The sequence below is a fragment of the Pseudomonas sp. c313 genome, from assembly GCF_055407145.1.
On record NZ_JBUZRD010000018.1, the window covers coordinates 1 to 18,081 of the forward strand.

The 18,081-nt window shown below is 60.1% G+C and carries 19 protein-coding genes and 2 pseudogenes; 10 read left to right on the top strand and 11 right to left on the bottom strand.

Features of this window, described 5'->3' with window-relative positions; translation table 11 throughout:
* Both ACZRKZ_RS25825 and ACZRKZ_RS25830 read right to left on the bottom strand, forming a co-directional pair.
* Nucleotides 1-357: recombinase family protein (locus ACZRKZ_RS25825; RefSeq protein WP_162801227.1), on the bottom strand; the 357-nt coding region annotated here is incomplete at its 3' end.
* A gap of 920 nt (nucleotides 358-1,277) precedes the next feature.
* The gene (locus ACZRKZ_RS25830) at nucleotides 1,278-2,120 is read right to left on the bottom strand and encodes a helix-turn-helix transcriptional regulator (protein ID WP_003464996.1); all 843 of its coding nucleotides are present in this window, start codon (nucleotides 2,118-2,120) and stop codon (nucleotides 1,278-1,280) included.
* A 75-nt stretch (nucleotides 2,121-2,195) separates the two neighbouring features.
* Here ACZRKZ_RS25830 and ACZRKZ_RS25835 point away from each other — a divergent pair, with 75 nt between their 5' ends.
* The 4 genes and pseudogenes from ACZRKZ_RS25835 (at nucleotide 2,196) to ACZRKZ_RS25850 (ending at nucleotide 4,021) form a co-directional block, all read left to right on the top strand.
* Nucleotides 2,196-2,771, top strand: a complete 576-nt coding sequence (locus tag ACZRKZ_RS25835) for a carboxymuconolactone decarboxylase family protein (RefSeq protein WP_003464997.1) — start codon at nucleotides 2,196-2,198, stop codon at nucleotides 2,769-2,771.
* A 27-nt stretch (nucleotides 2,772-2,798) separates the two neighbouring features.
* On the top strand, nucleotides 2,799-3,347 hold the full coding sequence (locus tag ACZRKZ_RS25840; RefSeq protein ID WP_003465000.1) for a cytochrome P460 family protein: 549 nt from the start codon (nucleotides 2,799-2,801) through the stop codon (nucleotides 3,345-3,347).
* 73 nt (nucleotides 3,348-3,420) lie between these two features.
* Nucleotides 3,421-3,696 (top strand): annotated as a pseudogene (locus ACZRKZ_RS25845) (uracil-DNA glycosylase family protein); the annotation flags it as partial.
* A gap of 61 nt (nucleotides 3,697-3,757) precedes the next feature.
* Nucleotides 3,758-4,021 carry a uracil-DNA glycosylase family protein gene (locus tag ACZRKZ_RS25850; protein ID WP_003830781.1) on the top strand — a complete coding sequence of 88 codons (264 nt, stop codon included), beginning with the start codon at nucleotides 3,758-3,760 and terminating at the stop codon, nucleotides 4,019-4,021.
* A 183-nt stretch (nucleotides 4,022-4,204) separates the two neighbouring features.
* On the opposite strand, the gene ACZRKZ_RS25855 is transcribed toward ACZRKZ_RS25850, so the two are convergent.
* Nucleotides 4,205-5,089: a LysR family transcriptional regulator gene (locus ACZRKZ_RS25855; RefSeq protein WP_003465017.1), complete on the bottom strand. Its 885-nt coding sequence runs from the start codon at nucleotides 5,087-5,089 to the stop codon at nucleotides 4,205-4,207.
* Between the two features lie 114 nt (nucleotides 5,090-5,203).
* On the opposite strand from ACZRKZ_RS25855, the gene argC reads away from it, so the two are divergent.
* From argC to ACZRKZ_RS25880, 5 genes and pseudogenes are all read left to right on the top strand, one after another.
* The gene (argC, locus tag ACZRKZ_RS25860; RefSeq protein ID WP_003465021.1) at nucleotides 5,204-6,133 is read left to right on the top strand and encodes an N-acetyl-gamma-glutamyl-phosphate reductase; all 930 of its coding nucleotides are present in this window, start codon (nucleotides 5,204-5,206) and stop codon (nucleotides 6,131-6,133) included.
* 413 nt (nucleotides 6,134-6,546) lie between these two features.
* Nucleotides 6,547-6,702, top strand: a pseudogene (locus ACZRKZ_RS25865) (OmpA family protein); the annotation flags it as partial.
* Nucleotides 6,703-7,116: 414 nt separating this feature from the next.
* Complete coding sequence (locus tag ACZRKZ_RS25870) at nucleotides 7,117-7,743, top strand: DNA methyltransferase (protein ID WP_003465024.1); 627 nt, start codon at nucleotides 7,117-7,119, stop codon at nucleotides 7,741-7,743.
* Nucleotides 7,744-7,767: 24 nt separating this feature from the next.
* A complete protein-coding gene (locus ACZRKZ_RS25875) occupies nucleotides 7,768-8,796 on the top strand; it encodes an IS30 family transposase (RefSeq protein ID WP_003465026.1) in 1,029 nt (342 codons plus the stop codon).
* A 36-nt stretch (nucleotides 8,797-8,832) separates the two neighbouring features.
* A complete protein-coding gene (locus ACZRKZ_RS25880; RefSeq protein ID WP_073454648.1) occupies nucleotides 8,833-9,864 on the top strand; it encodes a methyl-accepting chemotaxis protein in 1,032 nt (343 codons plus the stop codon).
* 349 nt (nucleotides 9,865-10,213) lie between these two features.
* On the opposite strand, the gene ACZRKZ_RS25885 is transcribed toward ACZRKZ_RS25880, so the two are convergent.
* From ACZRKZ_RS25885 to ACZRKZ_RS25920, 8 genes are all read right to left on the bottom strand, one after another.
* Nucleotides 10,214-11,008 carry an ABC transporter permease gene (locus ACZRKZ_RS25885; RefSeq protein WP_003465028.1) on the bottom strand — a complete coding sequence of 265 codons (795 nt, stop codon included), beginning with the start codon at nucleotides 11,006-11,008 and terminating at the stop codon, nucleotides 10,214-10,216.
* On the bottom strand, nucleotides 11,009-11,938 hold the full coding sequence (locus tag ACZRKZ_RS25890; RefSeq protein WP_003465031.1) for an ABC transporter permease: 930 nt from the start codon (nucleotides 11,936-11,938) through the stop codon (nucleotides 11,009-11,011).
* A 325-nt stretch (nucleotides 11,939-12,263) separates the two neighbouring features.
* Nucleotides 12,264-13,316, bottom strand: a complete 1,053-nt coding sequence (locus ACZRKZ_RS25895; protein WP_003465034.1) for an ABC transporter substrate-binding protein — start codon at nucleotides 13,314-13,316, stop codon at nucleotides 12,264-12,266.
* 280 nt (nucleotides 13,317-13,596) lie between these two features.
* The gene (locus ACZRKZ_RS25900; RefSeq protein WP_003465037.1) at nucleotides 13,597-13,821 is read right to left on the bottom strand and encodes a DUF2798 domain-containing protein; all 225 of its coding nucleotides are present in this window, start codon (nucleotides 13,819-13,821) and stop codon (nucleotides 13,597-13,599) included.
* Nucleotides 13,822-13,875: 54 nt separating this feature from the next.
* Nucleotides 13,876-14,577, bottom strand: coding sequence for a cysteine hydrolase family protein (locus ACZRKZ_RS25905; RefSeq protein WP_003465039.1), 702 nt, complete (start codon nucleotides 14,575-14,577; stop codon nucleotides 13,876-13,878).
* Nucleotides 14,578-14,667: 90 nt separating this feature from the next.
* On the bottom strand, nucleotides 14,668-15,258 hold the full coding sequence (locus tag ACZRKZ_RS25910; RefSeq protein ID WP_003465041.1) for a TetR/AcrR family transcriptional regulator: 591 nt from the start codon (nucleotides 15,256-15,258) through the stop codon (nucleotides 14,668-14,670).
* Between the two features lie 81 nt (nucleotides 15,259-15,339).
* Nucleotides 15,340-16,017 (bottom strand): GntR family transcriptional regulator, encoded by a 678-nt coding sequence (locus ACZRKZ_RS25915; protein WP_016487046.1) that lies wholly within the window; start codon nucleotides 16,015-16,017, stop codon nucleotides 15,340-15,342.
* Between the two features lie 69 nt (nucleotides 16,018-16,086).
* Nucleotides 16,087-16,821 (bottom strand): SDR family NAD(P)-dependent oxidoreductase, encoded by a 735-nt coding sequence (locus ACZRKZ_RS25920; protein WP_016487047.1) that lies wholly within the window; start codon nucleotides 16,819-16,821, stop codon nucleotides 16,087-16,089.
* A gap of 228 nt (nucleotides 16,822-17,049) precedes the next feature.
* On the opposite strand from ACZRKZ_RS25920, the gene ACZRKZ_RS25925 reads away from it, so the two are divergent.
* Nucleotides 17,050-18,081 carry an ABC transporter substrate-binding protein gene (locus tag ACZRKZ_RS25925; RefSeq protein ID WP_060501537.1) on the top strand — a complete coding sequence of 344 codons (1,032 nt, stop codon included), beginning with the start codon at nucleotides 17,050-17,052 and terminating at the stop codon, nucleotides 18,079-18,081.

Consider the following 18,081-nt stretch of genomic DNA (forward strand, 5'->3'; position numbering starts at 1 on the left):
GCGCTCGAACTCAGCGAAGGCCCCCATTACCGACAGCATCAGGTTGGCCATCGGCGAGTCCTCGCCGGTGAATACCAGCCCCTCCTTCAAGAACTCGATTCGCACGCCGCGCTGGGTCAGCTTCTGCACCAGGCGGCGCAGGTCGTCGAGGTTGCGGGCCAGGCGATCCATGCTGTGCACCACCACCGTGTCGCCCTCGCGGACGAAGCTCAGCAGCGCTTCGAGCTGGGGGCGCTGGGTGTCCTTGCCGGATGCCTTGTCGGTGAACACCTTGCTCACCTGGGTCTGTTCCAGTTGGCGTTCCGGGTTCTGGTCGAAGCTGCTGACCCGGACGTAGCCGATGCGGTGCCCCTGCACGATGTCTCCTTGGTTGAAGGCGGCTTAAGTGCACTTTCTGTTCCGTTGCGCCTCAAACCCCGTTTCTGTCAGGCTGAAATCTATAACCTTCGCGGGCATGTGTCAAAAAATGGGAAAGCAGACTCTATTCTGACGAAGCGGCGCGGCCCTGTTTGACATCAAGTTAGGGTATGCCCTAACTGGGCGTCAGGCCGGAACCTTGGGCAGTGTCAGAATAGGGCCGATTCCAGCATTTTCTGACGACTCGCCTGCAACCTCTAGGGCCTCAACCTGACAGGCCGCACGCTTAGCGTACGATTTTGTCCGTTTTCTCTATCGTCCCCTCCATGCCCGACGGACGGTCGCCGGCCCGCCCTGGTCGAAGGCCGCCCCACTCGGCCCGGCGAGGCCCGGCCAAGGTTGGACAGTTGCAGCGGCCAAAATCGCCCCCTGCGGCCTCCTGGGCGCGTTTCTGGTGCCAAGGTAGGCTTGCCCCCTGACTGACAGCTTCCGCGTTGTGTGGGCGATTCTGGAGGCTCTGACGCTGCTCCGGTTGCAGCGCTCCCGCCCCCTCTTTGGCGTTCAACCTGTCGTTTTCAGAAGACGGCTGCACTGAACGTCAGAAGCCGACTGCACTATAGCAGCGGAGGGGTTGGATCCATCAGGCAACGACGGGCTGCTGCCGGCCAATAGCCGACAATGACGACACTGGAAATCCCCGCCTGTGAGCGTCGGCTCAGGGCGGGACAGCGTCATCCAGCTACCTGCGCCACTGACTCAGCCTTGTCCAGCCGGCCGCGCCGCACGAACAGACTGACCAGCCGTTGACGGATCGCCACCTGGAGTTCCGCCAGTTGTTCCGGCGTGATGCGAATTTCACCCGCTCGACGAGCGCAACACCGGCGCCGCCTACGCCAAGAACCGGCGAATCGAACTCAAACTCACGAACCGCTGAGCGCCGCGTCACCGCGCTGCTGCGCCAGCCAGTCGCGCGGGGCGCAGCCCATGCGCACGCGGAAGGCGCGCGCCAGAGCGTTCGGGCTGCCGTAGCCGACGCGGTCGGCCACCACCGCCACCGGCCGCCCCTGCTTGAGCAGGGTGCAACTGACGTTCATCCGCCAGTCGGCCAGATAGTCGCCCGGCGTGACGCCCACCGCGTCCTTGAACGCGGCGGCGAAGCGCGCGCGTGACATGCCCGCCTTCGCCGCCAGCGCCTCGAGCGACCACGCGGTCTGCGGCGCATCGTGCATGGCGGTTATGGCGCGCGCGAGTTTCGGGTCGGCCAGGCCCGCCAGCAGTCCGGTGGCGCCAAGCCGCCCATCCATCAGATAACGCAGCAACTGGATCAGTAGCAACTCGCACAAGCGGTCGATGGCGGCCTGCCGACCGCACTGGTCGCGCTCGGCTTCGGCAAACAGCAACTCTAGCGTCGGCCCGAGGCCGGGCAAGTCCGCCAACGGAATCAGCAGCATCGACGGCAAGGCCATGGCCAACGGATTGCCCGTCGAAGCGCCCAGGTCGACCTCCGCACACAACCGCTCAGCGGTATCGCCGGGGGCGGCGACAAAACGATGCGACGCCACGCGCGGATAAAACAGCAGGCTCGGCTCGGTAACCAGCAGATCTTCATGCACGGGCGAACGCGCCGTAATCGGGCCGCGCCGCACCAGATGGATATAGCCATGCGGCGCCGCGTAATGATGCTGCCCACAGAAGGCGCCGCTGTGAAAAACGCGCGCCGAAAGCGAGTAGTGCCGGAGCAAGCCGGCCAGTCGATCCGCCATTCCACTCTCCATATAAGACGATAGGTTACGTATTTGATACTTTACGTGCCATATCGTACCAAACAAAGGGCGATCATGCCCACGTGCTCTTGCACCTCACCCACTACGGAGATAGACATGACCCAAATCGCCCCCCTGACCATCGACACCGCTGACGCCGCTACCGCTGCCACACTCAAGGCCGTCAAAGCCAAGCTTGGCATGGTGCCGAACCTGTTCGCCACGCTGGCCCACGCGCCGGCGGCGCTCAATGGCTACCTCGGCTTGTCCGAAACGCTGGGCACCGGCCGCCTGAATGCCTCCCAGCGCGAGATCGTTGCGCTCGCTGCCGGTCAAGCCAATCGCTGCCAGTATTGCCTGAGCGCACACACCCTGATCGGCAAAGGTGCCGGACTGTCGGCAGAGGCCATCGCCGCGGCCCGCACCGGCCAGGCGGCCAACGCACTTGACGATGCAATCGCCGGCTTTGCCCGCGCGCTGGTCGAGCAACGCGGCGTGGTGTCGGCCGACGCCATGGCCAACTACCGCCGCGCGGGGCTCGACGACGGCCTGATACTGGAAGTGATCGCCAACGTCGCGCTGAACACGCTCACCAACTACACCAACCACATCGCCGACACCACGGTGGATTTCCCCGTGGTCGCCGTCTGATCTCCATAGGCATATAAGGAGAACACGATGAAAATCGCACTCACCGGCGCTCTGCTCGCCAGCGCCCTCGTCCTGCCACTGGCCGTCACGGCCGGCGACTTTTCGCCCTATGTGGACAGCCAGGGCGGCATCAGCCGCCCCACAGACTTCCGCACAAACTTCGTCCACCTGGGCTCATATGCGGTGTTGGACGAAAAATCCGCCTCTCGCGGCTTGCACGATGTGTACACCGAAAAGGCCTCGGCCGAGCACTACCGCAAGACCGGCAAGTTCTTGGACGGCGCCACGCTGGTGAAAGAGATCCGCAAGCTCGAAACCAGCGCCATGACCACTGGCAACCCTGTGGTCTGGGGTTCCGATGCGGCCGTGTGGTTCGTGATGGTCAAGGACGCCAAAGGCCGTTTCGCCAGCAACCCCTTGTGGGGCGACGGCTGGGGCTGGGCGCTGTTCAAGGCCGACGCCCCCGCCAAGAATGTCGCCGTCAGCTACGAAGCCGACTGCATGGGCTGCCATGTGCCGGCGGCCAAGACCGACCGCGTATTCATCCAGGGCTATCCGACACTGACCCAGCACTGACTTGCTGCCGGGTTACGCTTCGCGCAGGATGGCACCTCCGTCCTGCGCGAGCCACCCTTTCCGGAAGCGCGCCATGCCGACACTCGACGCCTTTCTGACCGACGTCCGCGCCTGCACGCGCTGCGCACCGCATCTGCCACACGGCGTGCAGCCGGTCTTCCAGTTTCACCCGAGTGCGCCCATCCTCATCGCCGGCCAAGCACCGGGGGCCCGGGTCCATGCCTCAGGCGTGCCCTTCGACGACGCCAGCGGCGCGCGTCTGCGCGCCTGGCTGGGCGTGGACCGCGACACCTTCTACGACCCTACCCGCATCGCCATTCTGCCCATGGGCTTCTGTTATCCGGGCACCGGCAAAAGCGGTGACCTGCCGCTACGCCCGGAGTGCGCCCCCCGCCTGGCGCGAAGCCTTCATGCAGCGTTTCGAGCGCCTGTCGCTGGTCATCGTGCTGGGCAGCTACGCCATGGACTACCACCTCGGTACTGGCAAGACGCCGCTCACCCGGGTGGTCGAAGCCTGGCGCGAGCACTGGCCGCAAGCGTTCCCCCTGCCTCACCCTAGCCCGCGCAACAATCGCTGGCTGGTGCGCAACCCCTGGTTCCAACAAGACGTGCTGCCCGCGCTGCAAGCACGCGTCCAGGCAGTCCTCACCGCCAACCCCAAGGAAACCCCATGACCGACGACACCGCCGCCATTACCGAGCTGCTGCACAAGTACTACGACACCCTGGCCTGGGCGAACGGAGACAGGCACCGGCTTTGGAGCGATGAACGACGGCTTCAGGTGCGGTAGCTGACGCCTGGGACCTCAATCACCGTATGACCGGGTCGAAAGCGGTCCTTTCTCTGACAACATCGCCCTAGCCCGCACTCAACCCCCACAACACATCCAGCACATGTTGCGTAGGCCGCTCGACGTCCCCACCACGGTGGGCAATACCAAGTTGACGCCACAATAAGGGCTGTAATGGCCGCATGACGATCCTGGTATCGGGCAATGGCGTGGAGGCTTCATGCGGCAACAACGTCGCACCATAACCGGCCGCCACTAGGCTTTTGATCGCATCGTTGTAGTTCAGTTGAATACGCGGCGTGGGCTGCCGTCCATCACTGGCGAACCACTCCGAGGTCAAGCGCGAAAGCCGAGTAGTTTTGTCATTCAGAATTAATGGCTGGGCGGCCAGCCAACCGGGGGTCACAACATCCGGGCATTCCCAGCGAGCCGGCAAGAAGGCCATGACCGGGTCCCGCCGCCATGGCTCGATCCGCAATTCCTTCACCGGGGTCTGTGGCAGCGCGACCAGACCGATCTCCAAAGAGCCCTCGGCAAGCTTCTTCAAAGTTTCCTGCGACGTGAGCACCGCGACCTGCACATCGATAGCGGGATGGCGTTGGCCCAACGTCTCCAAAGCTTGCGGCATCAACTGTGCGATGGCCCCTGTGGAGGCACCCAGCCGCACACGCCCGGCCAAGCCCTGCACCTGACGCTCCACGTCCTCAAGCGCCTGCTCCGCATCCGCCAACAGGCGCCGCGCGCGCTCCACCAGCGTTTCTCCAATCGCCGAAGGCTGAATGCGCCCACGTGTGCGCGACAACAGCTTTCCGCCAACCCGCGACTCCAGGTCGGCAATATGCAAACTGACCGTGGGTGGCGCGAGGTGCAGCACACGGGCCGCCTCGGCAAACGAACCCAGGTCGGCAATGGCCACCAACGTGCGCAGACGGTCCAGGCTGATTTCGCGCATGAGTCACTCCTTGTTCAGAAAAGCTGAATTTCATCGTTTAGAAATTCAACTTTTCCTATCTTAGCCCCTCACTGAAGATTGGAACTCCTGATTTCCTATGTCCGAGAGCATTCCATGGCAAGTCCTCTTATATTCATCGACGGCGACCAAGGCACCACCGGGTTGCAAATCCATCAACGTCTACGCGACCGGACCGATCTGCGGCTTATCACGCTCAGCCCCGAACATCGCAAGGATCCGCAACGTCGCGCCGAAATCATCAACGCCTGCGACATCGCGATTCTCTGCTTGCCCGACCAAGCCGCACGCGACGCTGTAGCGAGCATCGAAAACCCCGCCGTTCGGGTGATCGATGCGAGTTCGGCGCACCGCACCCATCCAGACTGGACCTATGGTTTCGCGGAGATGAACTCGCAGCAGGCCCAACGCATCGCCACGGCACGGCGGGTCAGCAATCCCGGTTGCTATCCCACGGGGGCGATAGGGCTGCTGCGCCCATTGCTGGAGGCCGGGTTGCTGCCCAGGGACTATCCGACGAACATTCATGCTGTGTCGGGCTATTCCGGAAAAGGGCGCGTTGGCGTGCAAGAGCATGAGGGAGAGGGCGCATCACAGGCGCCCGCGTTTCAGGTTTATGGTCTGGGGCTGGCACACAAACATATTCCGGAGATTCAGCAGCAAAGCGGTCTGATGGAGCGGCCGATGTTTGTGCCGGCTTATGGGGCTTTTCGGCAGGGGATCGTGCTGACCATACCGTTGCAACTTCGCTTGTTGGCGCCGGGCGTGGATGCGGTGCGGTTGCATGCGTGTCTTATGCAGCACTACGTCGATGCGGACCATGTACAGGTGATGTCGATGCAGGAGGCCAAAGGGTTGACGTGCCTTGATCCTCAGGCGCTTAACGGGACTGATAGTTTGCGATTGGTGGTGTGTGAAAATGATGAGACGGGGCAGGTTTTGTTGGCTGCGGTGTTTGACAATCTTGGGAAGGGAGCCGCTGGAGCGGCGGTGCAGAATCTGGATTTGATGGTTGCAGGAACATGACTCCGACTACCCACTGGCTCTAGAGTCTATGGCTCGAATTTTCGAGCGGTTGTTTCCTCTCTGTTTATGGCCTGGCATCGACGGCATTAAACGAGTCGAAAACAGAATCTACGCGTGTCAGCAGTTTGCAATCCAGTCAGGCTTTGAAGTTAAACGGTCGTCCACGACAGGCAGCAATCGGCCAACAGCGGCCGTTTTAGAGTAGGGAAAATAAATCCCCTTTTCTGCTGTCTACGCTTCGCAGCGCCGGTTACCCGGTCACCACGCAAGACTCGCTTCCGGTCGGTGGCTAACCTTTACCGGGCGGGGGTCATACCCGCTGGGTTTCTTACGCCATTTCGTGACGGCTTGCGCCGTCATTCCCAGGCGACCAAGCTTTGCCTGGCGCACATAAATCAGTCCCCTTTTTCTCTTTGCGCAGCAATGGCGTCGATCCTTCGCGCCTGCAAACCTTTGGTGCAGGCTCCAGCTCGCCCATTGCCCCCAACGACACCGCCGAGGGTCGCGCCCAAAATCGCCGCGTTGAAATCAAACTGGTGCCCCGTAGCGGCGCTGTAGCTCAAGGGTAATGGTGCCTTGGTGCTCTTTTCGTCGGATGCCCAGCTATCTTTTAATGGGTTACGGGCGATTTGCAGTGGGCTCCAAAACCTGGCCTCAGGAGGTGCAAGCTCCCGTGGCACCGGCTTTGGACTGGGCAGACCAATACGCCGGCCCATAAGCCCATAAGGATCCCGGCCTCGGCCGGGTTCTTTATGCCCGCTTCGCGGGCTTGAGCCCAGAAGGGAGCGGCGTGCGCCGGATTCGCATCTGCCAGCCAGTACGCAGCCCGTTTGGAACTCAGTTGATCCGTCTTTTTCAACGGTTTAACAGCCAAATCAATACGTTCACAAGTACACTCGCCACCCTAGGGATGGTGAAGCATCCACGAGCGGTACTAGAATTTTCAGCTTTTCGGTGCCGCCGCACGAATTCAAGGGGCAAGCATGGATTACGAACAACTGCCGAGGGCCGCCTTGGTCCGTATGCTGCAGGAGCATGATGCGGCGCTTGCCGATGCTGGCAAGAATGGCATCGTTATGAGTTACACCGGGCGGGCTGCTCCCTGGCAGATCATCCGCCAGGTCAAGCCGAAGCTGCATCGTATTATCAAGAAAGTATCCTTTGGAGAGGAAACCGCCCAGTCAGAGAATGAGATCTGGGACGGTGAAAACCTTTCTGCGATGGTCACGCTCTATAAATATCGTGGTCAAGTTGATCTTGTAGTAACAGACCCGCCGTACAACACCGGCGAGGACTTCCGCTATAACGACAAGTGGGACAAGGATCCAAACGATCCAGATCTCGGCGATGTAGTTCCTAAAGATGATGGGTCCAAGCACAGCAAATGGTTGCGCTTCATGACACCCAGAATCTGGATGATGCGTGAGATGCTAACCCCAGGCGGGGTTATGGCTATCTGTATTGATCATAGGGAACTATTTAGACTTGGCATGCTCATGGACGAAATCTTCGGCGAAGAGAATCGCATTGGCATAATCAATTGGCAGAAAAGCTATTCACCTCGCAGTGATAATAAGGGGGCGGCGGCGAAAACTGAGTGCAACACCTGACCTTTCCGGTACGGTGCTGTCCCTATGTCTTATTCCGAACTCAGCGTTGAAGAGCGCGCCACCATTCAAATCGGTCATGCCCAAGGTTTCAGCCTGCGCGGGATTGCCTGCTTGATCAACCGATCCCCTTCGACCATCAGCCGGGAGCTGCGCCGCAATCGAGATGCCTGTGGCGGCTACTCGGCCCGCGTGGCCCAGCAGCAGATGCAGGCCCGCCGTCAGGTGTGTCGACCGAAGCAAAAGCTGTTGCCGGGTAGCGAGCGCTTCGAATTGGTGGCGCATATGCTGCGTGAGCGTTTGTCTCCCGAGCAGATTGCCGGCAAGCTGCGCAGCATGAATATTCCCAGCCTCAGAGATGCCTACGTCTGTCGCGAGACGATCTATAACGCGATCTATGCCTTGCCAGTCGGCGAGCTGCGTAAAGAGCTGATCATCTGCCTGCGCCAAAGCAAGACGATGCGCAGGCCGCGCTCTGGCGGCGTGGATCGGCGCGGTCAGATCCCTGAGAGGGTCAGTATTCATGTACGTCCGCCGGAGATCGAAGACCGACTGATGCCAGGGCATTGGGAAGGCGACCTGATCAAGGGCAAGGCCAACGCCTCGTCTGTAGGTACGCTGGTGGAGCGCACCAGTGGCTACCTGATGCTGGTGAAGATGAACGACGCGACGGCGACCTCGGCGATGGAAGGCTTCAGTGCAGCGCTCAATGGCATGCCGCTGGCGATGCGCAAGAGCATGACCTACGACCAGGGCCGAGAAATGGCGCGGCATGCTGAAATCACCCAGCAGACCGGGGTGGCGATTTACTTCTGCGACCCGCACAGCCCTTGGCAGCGCGGCAGTAACGAAAACATCAATGGCCTGATCCGCCAGTACCTGCCCAAAGGCACGGACTTGTCGGTGCATAGCCAGGAGGAACTGGATGCCATCGCACTGCAACTGAACATGCGCCCCCGTAAGCGCTTCGACTTCAAGTGTCCGATCGAGGTTATGGACGAGGTGATGCAGGAAGCTATGGCTATGCGGCATGATGCTCCAGCTTCAATTCAATAACCGTGTTGCACTCAGCTCCTGTAACCGCCCACTTTAATGTCAGGAAGCTTAAGCTCTGTTAGTGTTTTGGCTATTCTCTCTCCTCTTGGAAGACTGGTTGAAAGAGCCAGGAATATTTCCAATAACCCATTAAGTCAATCCCTCTACACTGGGCGCACCGATGAGTTTGGCCAAATAGAGTTTGCTTTACGAATGATGCAAGCTGAAACAGGCGCCATAGTAGGTCGCATAGGTGATGCATCAAATCGGCTTAGCGAACACACCCGAGGCCTACTAAAGGATATTGAGTCAAGCAATGTACTTACAGTTGAGCAGCAGGCAGAGACAGATCAAATAGCAACGGCAGTAAACCAAATGGCGGCAAGCATTCAAGAGGTTGCGAGCAATGCACAGCATGCTGCAGATGCGGCCGGAAGAGCAGACACTGAGACGGCATCTGGCCAGCGTCTGGTAGCCCACACAAGCCAGTCAATCACTGCCCTTGAAGGTGAAATTAGGCAAGCCGCTCAGGTTATTCATGAGCTTGAAGGTCAAAGTAACGAGATATCAAAAGTTCTTGACGTTATACGAGGGATCGCCGAGCAAACGAATTTGTTGGCACTCAACGCAGCAATTGAGGCCGCGCGTGCTGGTGAGCAGGGGCGTGGTTTTGCTGTTGTCGCCGATGAGGTTCGCAGTCTTGCTGCTCGCACACAGCAATCGACAACGGATATTCAAAGCATGATCAGCGCTCTACAAGAGCGAGCGCAATCCGCTGTTACAGTCATGGAGCAAAGTAGTCGGCAAGCGCACACGAGTGTAGCTCACGCAGAGGAAGCAGCTACAGCTCTTGATGGAATTGGCCAACGCGTTAACGAAATTACCGACATGAACGCGCAAATAGCGACTGCGGTCGAGCAGCAGGGAGCAGTAAGTGAAGACATAAACCGCAGTATTATCAATATACGCGATGCTGCTGATACCAATGTACAGACCGGGCAGAATAATTTGCAAAGTGCGAAATCTGTCGCTCAGTTAACTAGCGCTCTGAGCGAACTGGCAAAACAGTTTTGGGAAAAACGAGGATAACGCTTTTCAGTATCTCGACAGGGATAACTTACTTTACCATCGGTTATCCCTTTTAGCCGCACAAATTTTAGCCATGGCTTTTCAGGAAGTCAGGGCTATCAGAATGGCCTTAGAAAGCCTAGTCAAAGAGCTGTCACGAGAACACCGTTAGCTTAGCGTACGATTTTTTCCGAATTCTGCGGTTCCCCCGAGATGGGCCTGGACACGGGTGATAGATGCTGAATTAAGCCGTGTGACGGCAGGCTGTGCTGGGCTGCACGTCGGCATGGGCGTGCGTGGTCAGGACGCAAAAACACACTTGCCCGCAATGGCGGGCAAGTGTGTTTGCAGAGGGGGAGTGCGTTGTTGGTTATTGTTTGTTGCGACCGGCAATCACCACCAGGATCAGCGACGCCAGGATCAGGATCGAACTGATAGCGGCAATGGTCGGATCGATCTCGTCGCGCAGCGCCGTGAACATGCGCTTGGTCAGAGTCTGGTTGTCGCCGCCGGAGATGAACAGCGCCACCACAGTTTCATCCAGCGAGGTGATGAAGGCGAACAGTGTCGCCGAGACCACACTGGGCTTGATCTGCGGCAGGGTCACGGCCATGAAGGCGCGAAAGCGGTTCATGCCCAGGCTGCGCGCCACCATTTCCTGGGACATGTCGAAGTTACGCAGACCGGCCAGCAGCGCGATGATCACGTAGGGCAAGGCGAGCATGATGTGCGCCAGCACCAGGCCGGTCAGCGTGCTGATCAGGCCGACCCGGGCGTAAACGAAGAACACGCCGGCGGCGATCAGGATGATGGGCACCATCATCGGCAGCAGCAGGATGATCTGCAGCGTACGCACCACCTTCAGGCTGGAGTTGTTGATGGCGTAGGCGGCCGCCATACCAATCGGCAGGCTGATGGCCATGGTGAAAAATGCCGTGATCAGACTGACCCGCGCCGCCGACATCCACTCCACGCTGTTGAAGAACGCCTCGTACCAGTGGAAGGACCATTGCTTGGGAGGGAATTGCAGGAAGCGCGCCTCGGAGAACGACATGGGTACCACGATCAGCACCGGGATGATCAGGTACAGCAGGATCGCCGCGACCAGCACCGTGAACAGCACGTGGGACAGGCGAAGGTGACGCAGGTTGGCAAGCAGGTTCATTTAGCGCGCTCCCAGGATGCGTTCGATGGGGATGAAGCGATTGATGCCCCAGAAGATCAGGAACACCACAAACAGCAGCACCAGGCCGACTGCGCTGGCTGCGCCCCAGGCGTGATAGAGCTCGACGTTGCGTTGCACCAGCATCGACACCAGGATCGTGCGGCCACCGCCGAGCAGTTCCGGGGTGATGAAGAAGCCTAGGCAGATGACGAACACCAGGATGGAACCGGCCATGACCCCCGGCGCTGCCATCGGCAGGAAGACCCGGCGGAAGGTGTAGAAGGGTTTGGCGCCAAGGCTCTCGGACGCTTGCATGAGGTCCTGGGGGATTTTTTTCATCACCGAATACAGCGGCAGGACCATAAAGGGCAGCATGACGTGCAGGGTGCCGATTACCGTGCCAGTGGTGTTGTGCATCAGCGTCAGGGGTTGGTCGATGATGCCAAGGTCCATCAGCGTCTGATTGACCAGTCCGCGGCGTTGCAGGAGCACCAGCCAGGCATAGGCCCGCACCAGCACGCTGGTCCAGAACGGCAGGATCACGCAGATCAGAATCAGGTTGGCCCAGAAACCCTGCAGGCGCGAAGCGGCGTAGGCAATGGGGAAGCCCATGACGATCGACAGGATCGTCACCAGGAAACTGATCTTGAAGGTCAGGGCGAAGGTGTCCCAGTAAATGCTTTCCTGGAAAATCCGGATGTAGTTGGCCAGGGAAAACCCTTCCTCGGTCTGGACCGACTGAAAGGCCAGCCAGCACAGCGGCATGATCAACAGCACCACGACCATGACCAGCGCCGGGGTGAGCAGCAACAGCATGGAGGTGTGCTCCTTGCGTTCTTCACGGGCCAGGGCGTCTTCGCTGGTCATGGGCGGCTGGTGCTGCTGGTCGCTGGAGTCGGGCATGGATTTGGCGAGATAGGCGTTGGACATGATGACCTCTCGTCACTGCGCAGTGCTGGAGGGTATCCAGCACTGACGGGTAGCGCTGGCGGTGGCAGTCGTCCTGGCGGACAGCAGGGTGCGGTGCTCGGGTAATGTCATGTGAAGAACTCCCAATGGTGGGCAGGTACTTGAGGCGAGCGCGAGTTGTCTGCACAGGTCACTCTGCGGGACCCTCAGGCCTAATGTACCGGGATGCCAACGAATGAAGTGGACGCAATTGACCGGTGCGCAAGCGCTTTATGTCGAAATCGCGGGGGCAGACGGCATGTCCTGCGCCGAGGCCTCTGGCCTGCGGCGCAGCAACGGCCGATGGCTATTTTTTCTGGACGAAGGACAACCAGCGTTCTTCGGCCTTGACCCCGGCTTCGGAGGCCCACCATTGCGCCGAGAGCAGGGCCTGGCGCGAGATGTTGCCGGGTGCGGAAGGCAGCTTGGCCTCGCGCTCGGCCGGGATTACCCCGGTCTTGAAGGCTTCGGGGTTGAGCGGGCCGTAGTCGATGATCATCGGCAACGCCGCTTGCAGTTTGGCATCGATGGCCTCGTTGACGAATTTCATGGCGGCCACCTTGTGCGGCGAGCCTTTGAGGACGCACAACGAGTTGGTTTCCAGCACACCCTGGTTGTAGTCGAATGCCACGGGTGCGCCGGCGGCCTGTACGGCGGTGATACGGCCGTTCCAGGCCTGGATCATGTCCACTTCGCCGTCGCTGATCAGCTGCGCCGACTGCCCGCCGGACGTCCACCAGGTGGCGATGTCGGGCTTGATCTGCTCAAGCTTGCGGAAGGCGCGATCGACGTCCAGCGGATAGAGCTTGTCCATCGGCACGCCATCGGCCAGCAGCGCGATTTCCAGGGTTGGACGTGGCAGGTTACGTAGGGAGCGCTGGCCCGGGTATTTTTTGGTGTCCCAGAAGTCGGCCCAGGTCTTGGGTACGTCCGCGCCTTTGAACGCGTCCGTGCGATACGCCAGCACCGTGGAGTAGCTGATGTAGCCGACGCTGTATTCGTCCTTGAGGCTGTCGGGTATTTGCGCGGCATTGGGAATCAGCGCAAGGTCGAGCTTCTCGAACAGCCCTTCGGCTTCGCCACGGATGCAGTCGCCAGTGGGCAGGTCCACCACGTCCCAGGTGACCTTGCCGCTCTCGACCTGGGTCTTGATGATCGGGTAGGCCTTGGGCGAGCTGTCCTGTTTGAGCGTCAGACCGAGCTTTTTCGCCGCAGGCTCCAGGATCGCCTTGCTCTGGGCTTCCTGATAAGCACCGCCCTGGGATACGAACGTGATGTCCTCGGCCATGGCCTGGGTGGCGCTACCGATGAACAGGGCCAGACTCGCGAGTTGGAAAGCTGTAGTGCGCAATGTGCTCATGGAAAGACTCCGAATGGTTGGCAGATTTTCTTGGGCGAGCTGTAGGTTTTGTTGTCGGTCGCTCTGCGGGACCATGGAGGTCTAATGTACCGGCTTGTCCGTGAACGAAGCGGCTACAAATGCGCGGATGAAAAGTGGTTTATTGCGAAAATGCGAACGGGCACAGTATTTCGTGCGTCGGGTGCGGGCTTGCGCGCCTGTCGCGAGCAGCCCCGAAGCCCCCGGTAGGAGCGAGCATGCTCGCGATGGCGGTGTGTTGGGTGAGTCATAGCCAAGTCATTCAGCCCACCGTCATCCGCCTCACCACGCGCCGAATCATCGGCGCCGCCAGCACCACCACCGGCAACATCGATACCCACGACAGCGCCCACGCGTTCAACCAGCGGCCGGCAAAGGCCAGGTCGAGCGCATGGGGTGTGGTGGCGATGGCGGCCGCGACCGCGCAGGTCAGGCCGGATTGAACGACGCCGAAAACGAAATGCTCATAACGGGCGGGGATTTTCATCGGGGGTTCTCGAGAAAGAGCGGGGGGGCGCGATGCCCGGCCGCTCGGGCACGATCAAGCCGGTTGCAGTTGCGCGATAGTCTCTTCGGTGGTCCACAGCCCGTGGGCGAGGAAGCGGTAATTGATGATGGCCGCCAGGTAGCCGTCGCCATCCGGCAGGCGCGGGCCGGCGGTGGCGTCGCGTACCACGACTATTTCAAAGCCCTGTTCGAGCAGTTCGCGCAGGTGTGATTCCACGCAAAGGTTGGCCGCCATGCCGGCGAGGATGATCTGCGACACGCCTTTCTTGCGCAATTGCAGCGCCAGGTCGTTGGTTTCCGGGCCGTAGACCTTGTGCGGCGAGGCGATGATGGTCTCGCCGTCGAGAATGTACGGCTTGTAGATCTCGAGGAAATCGGCGCCGGAGCCTTCGAAGTTTTCCAGGGTGTTCGGTCCCTTGCGATCGAACATGCAGATGCTGTGCATGACCTTTTCCAGCGGACCGCCAAAATGCCAGTCGTGGTCGTGCGGGTAGTAATAGTGTGGCGACACGGCCACGGGCAGGTCGTGAGCCTTGAAGGCCTTGAACAGTTTTTCCAGGTTTTCGACGGTGTTGTTCTCGACGATGCTCTCACCGAACACCGCCCAACTGGCGCCGGCAGGGCTGAGGAAGTCGTTCTGTGGGTCGATGACCACCAGGGCGGCTTTGCTCAGGTCGAGCTTGAAACCAGTGGCAGGCAGTGCGGGTTCGGCGGGGTCGGCGTACAGATGGCTCATGACGATTTACCTCTTGGGTGCTTGCGTGGATGAGACGTGAATGTTGCTTTATATAAATGACCAGTCGTCTTATTAATGAGGAAAAAAAACTCACTCCAATAGCCGAGGCAAGACCATCGATACGAAACGCTGCAGAGGTGCACCGTCGCGCAGGACCTTGCCGCGCATGACCGCACCTTCCCAGCCTTCGACGATGACACTGGCCAGCGCTTCGGCGTCGTGAGTTTCAGAGAGTTCGCGGCGCTGCTGCGCTTCACGCAGGCAGCTCGCGAGCAAACCTTCCCAGCGCGCCAGCACATCGGCCAGACGCTTGCGGGTTTGTTCGCTGCCATTGGACATTTCCAGGGACAGGTTGCCAATCAGGCAACCCAGGCTGTATTCATGCTCGCCGTGCTCGAGCACCAGGGCCTGGAAGAACTGGCCGATGCGCTCCAGCGGCTTGACCCGGGCGTCGTAGAAGATCGGCCCGTGGCGGGTTTCGATCGAGGTCCAGTATTCCTCGAGGATCTCTGCCGCGAAGTCTTCCTTGCTGGCGAAGTAGTTGTAGAAAGAGCCCTTGGGAATCTCGGCAGCGGCGGTGATGTCCTGGACGCCGCAGCCGTTGAAGCCACGGTTGTGAACCACCTGGCGGCCAATCGACAGCAAACGGGATCTGACTTCGAGGTTGACCGGGCGAGCCATGACAGAGACATCCAGTGATGAGAAAGTTTTAATAAACTAACTGGTCATCTATGTTTCGTCAACAGTCGAATTGACTGCCAATCAGTCCGCCTGCGCCATCTCGATGTACTCGAGCATCTTCTCGTTGCCATCGAGAATGTCACGGCAGATGGCCGCCCGTGCCGCCGCGCCATCGCGGCGCTTGAGTGCGTCGAGCACTTCCCAGTGATGGTCGATGGCCATGCGCTCGTTGAAGTTGCCATAGGCACGGGCGATCAGTGGGCCGGTGCGCATCCACAGGCTATCGAGCAAACCCGCCAGCACCGGCATGCGCGCGATGGTGGTCAGCGCGTAGTGAAATTGCTGATTGCACTTGAGAGCGGCTTGCAAGTCCTGGGCGTTGATCGCGGCGATGTTGTTTTCGATGCAGGCTTGCAGGTCTGCGAGTTCGCTGTCGGTCACCAGCGCGGCGGCCGTCTCCGCAGCCAGGCCTTCAAGCGCCAGGCGGATGCTGCGGATCTCGCCGTATTGCGCGGCGGTGAGGATGGGTACGCGGATGTCACGCGGGGTCTTGAGGATCAGCGCCTGTTCCTTGGCCAGTTGCAGGATCGCGTCGCGCACCGGTGTGACGCTGGTGCCCAGTTGTTCGGCCAGGTCGCGGATGCGCAGGCGGTCATCGGGCTGGAAACGCCCGGTGATCAGTGCCTCGCGCAGCAACTCGTAGATGCCACTGCCCAGGTAAGAGTGATTGAGGGTTTGAATAGGGTAGGGGTTGCTCATTGATCGCTCATCTGCGGCGGATGCCCGGCCCGAATGATGGAAGTTTCCGGCCGGGATTTCCAGATTATTTCAGACGTGCTGACCACCGTTGACATGAATCTCCGAACCGTTGATGTACGACGCGCCTCGGGTGCAGAGGAAATGCACCAGGGATGCGACTTCTTCCGGCTTGCCCAAGCGGTGCATGGGGATCTGCTGATCGACGATCAGTTCGGTCCCGGCAGACAGGATCGACGTCTCGATCTCACCCGGTGCAATCGCATTGACCCGCACACCGTGTGGCCCGAAATCATGGGCCATTTCCCGCGTCAGTGCGGCCAGTGCAGCTTTCGAGCAGGCGTAGGCGACCCCGGCAAACGGGTGCACCCTGGAACCTGCAATCGAGGTGACGTTGATCACCGAGCCTTGCGCCGCCTTGAGCTCATCGAACAGCCCTTGGGCCAGTAACGCCGTGGAAAACAGGTTGACGTTGAACACGCTGAGCCAGGTGGCGTAATCGGATTCCAGCACGCCCAATCGTGCGCCGGCTTCGCCTTTGGGTGAAATGCCGGCGTTGTTCACCAGGGCATCGAGGCGTCCGCCGAGTTTCTCCCGGATCAATGGCAGGCTGCGGCGCACTTCGTCGATGTCTTCCAGGTCCAGGTGGATGTGGTTCAACTCGCCTTCAGCCCAGGGGCAGCCTTCGGTCCAGTTCTGTCGCGAGGCCGTAAACACGCGCCAGCCCGCAGCGTTGAAGTGCTTCACCGTGGCATGGCCGATGCCACGGCTCGCACCGGTGAGGAGGAGGGTTCGTTGCTCGGTCATGCAGGCGCTCCTGAGGAAGGGGTGGAGTGGTGAGACTATACCAGTAAAAATTATGATGCATCATATTCTAAATATGTTACTAATGAGCTGCGCCTCGGAATCATCGCCGTGCGCCGGCCACCAGGTGCAAGACACCCGGCGCTGACCGAAATATTGCTGCCAAAAACAAAAAAACCACCTGCCATCCCTTAGCTGCCGCTCACGCACGTAGCGAATTCGGAGAGACGCATGAACAGCAAAATCGCAACTGTACTGATGCTTGGAATGATTGCCGGCCCTTTGAGCGCCGCTGAAAAACTGACCGTGGTGTCCTTCGGCGGCAACAACCGCCAGGCCCAGGAAAAAGCCTTCTACAAACCCTTCACCTCGGAAAAGAAAGTGGCGATCACGGCCGATGACTACAACGGCGAAATGGCCAAGATCCGGGTCATGGCCGACACCGGGAAAACCAGCTGGGACGTGGTCGAGGTCGAATCCCCCGAGCTGTTGCGCGGTTGTAGCGAAGGCCTGTTCGAGCCATTGGACTGGTCGCGCATCGGCAAGAAAGAAGATTTCATCCCGGCCGCCGTCAGCGATTGCGGGGTGGGTATCTTCATCTGGTCTACCGTTCTGACATACGACCCGAAAAAACTCGCCAGCGCGCCACAGGGCTGGGCGGATTTCTGGGACGTGAAGAAATACCCCGGCAAGCGCGGCCTGCGCCGTGGCGCCAAGTTCACCCTGGAGTTCGCCCTGTTGGCCGATGGCGTGGCCAAGGAAGATGTCTACACCTTGCTCGGCACCGAGGAGGGCGTGCAGCGGGCCTTCCGCAAACTGGATCAGATCAAGCCCGACATCCAGTGGTGGGAATCCGGCGCGCAGCCGTTGCAATGGCTGGCGGCAGGCGACGTGGTGATGACTTCGGCCTATAACGGGCGTGTCACCTCGGCGCAGGCGGAGGGACAATCGTTTGAAATGCAGTGGAATGGCAGCCTGTACGACCTGGATCACTGGGCCATCGTCAAAGGCTCGCCGAAGAAGGCCCTGGCGGAAAACTTCATCGCGTTTGCCAGTGCACCGGTTCAGCAGAAGCACTTTGTCGAGGCCATTCCTTATGGGCCAAGCAACACCAAAACCGTGGCACTGGTCGATGAGGCGGTGGGCAGCAAACTGCCGACTTCACCGGATAACCTGAAGAACGCCCGGGCCACGGATGCCGAGTTCTGGATCGACCACGGCGAAGACCTGGAAGAGCGTTTCATCGCTTGGGCCAACAAGTAA